This is a genomic window from Mesorhizobium sp. LNHC229A00, assembly GCF_000502415.1.
Classification (GTDB): domain Bacteria; phylum Pseudomonadota; class Alphaproteobacteria; order Rhizobiales; family Rhizobiaceae; genus Mesorhizobium.
In genome coordinates this window covers 1-832 of record NZ_AYWQ01000119.1, presented here as the reverse complement: position 1 = coordinate 832, position 832 = coordinate 1, and the positions used below count along the sequence as shown (strand labels likewise).

The 832-nt window shown below is 66.3% G+C and carries 1 protein-coding gene; it reads right to left on the bottom strand.

Annotated elements, in window-relative coordinates:
* On the bottom strand, nt 1-832 hold an 832-nt coding region (locus tag X742_RS01000000171245; protein WP_032925188.1), incomplete at both ends, for an Ig-like domain-containing protein.

The window sequence follows — 832 nt, the reverse complement described above, 5'->3', positions numbered from 1 at the left end:
TTGTGTGTCAGCGTGCCTGGCTGCGCACTCGGCGTGTTGTCGCCTGAAGCGGAGTCGTGATTGCCCGTCGCGAGGTCGTCCTCGTCGACCAGCGCTGCCGACACACCCGCCGTCGCATGGTTGTTGTCGCCCGAGAAGGTGAACGACAGAACCGCCTGCGAGGTGTCGCCGTCCGCGTCCTTCATGGTGTAGGTGAAGCTGTCCACCGTCCCCGCCGGCACCGACGCCTTCGGGGTATAGATGTAGGAGCCGTCGCCGTTCAGCGTCAGCGTGCCATAGGCCGTCGCGATCGGATTGCCGACCGTACCGCCCGTCACCGCCGTGACCGTGCCGGGCTGGTCCGCGCCGACATGGTCGTTGGCCAGAACGCCATTGGCCGCGTTCGCCACGATTGCCGCGCCGCCTTCCGTCGCCGATTGACCGTCATTGACCGCAACCGGCATGTCGTCATCCACCGTCACGGTCAGCGTGCCGGTTGAGGCTGTGGCGGCCGTGTCGTCGGCGTCATAGACCTTGTAGCTCAGGCTGAAGTCGAGATTGTCCTCGGTGCCCGCCGTCGGATGCTGGACCGGCGCCAGCAGCGTCACCGTATAGGTGCCGGCAACCGGGTCCGTCAGGTCGACCTGGAACACATTGATGCCGCCGGCCGAGGCGATGATCTGCGTGCCCGCTCCATTGGCCGTATAGGTGTAGGTGGTGCCGTTCACCGTCTCCGAGCCGGACACCAGGGCGATGTGGCCCGCGCCGTCCGCGCCATAATTGTGTGTCAGCGTGCCTGGCTGCGCACTCGGCGTGTTGTCGCCTGAAGCGGAGTCGTGATTGCCCGTCGCGA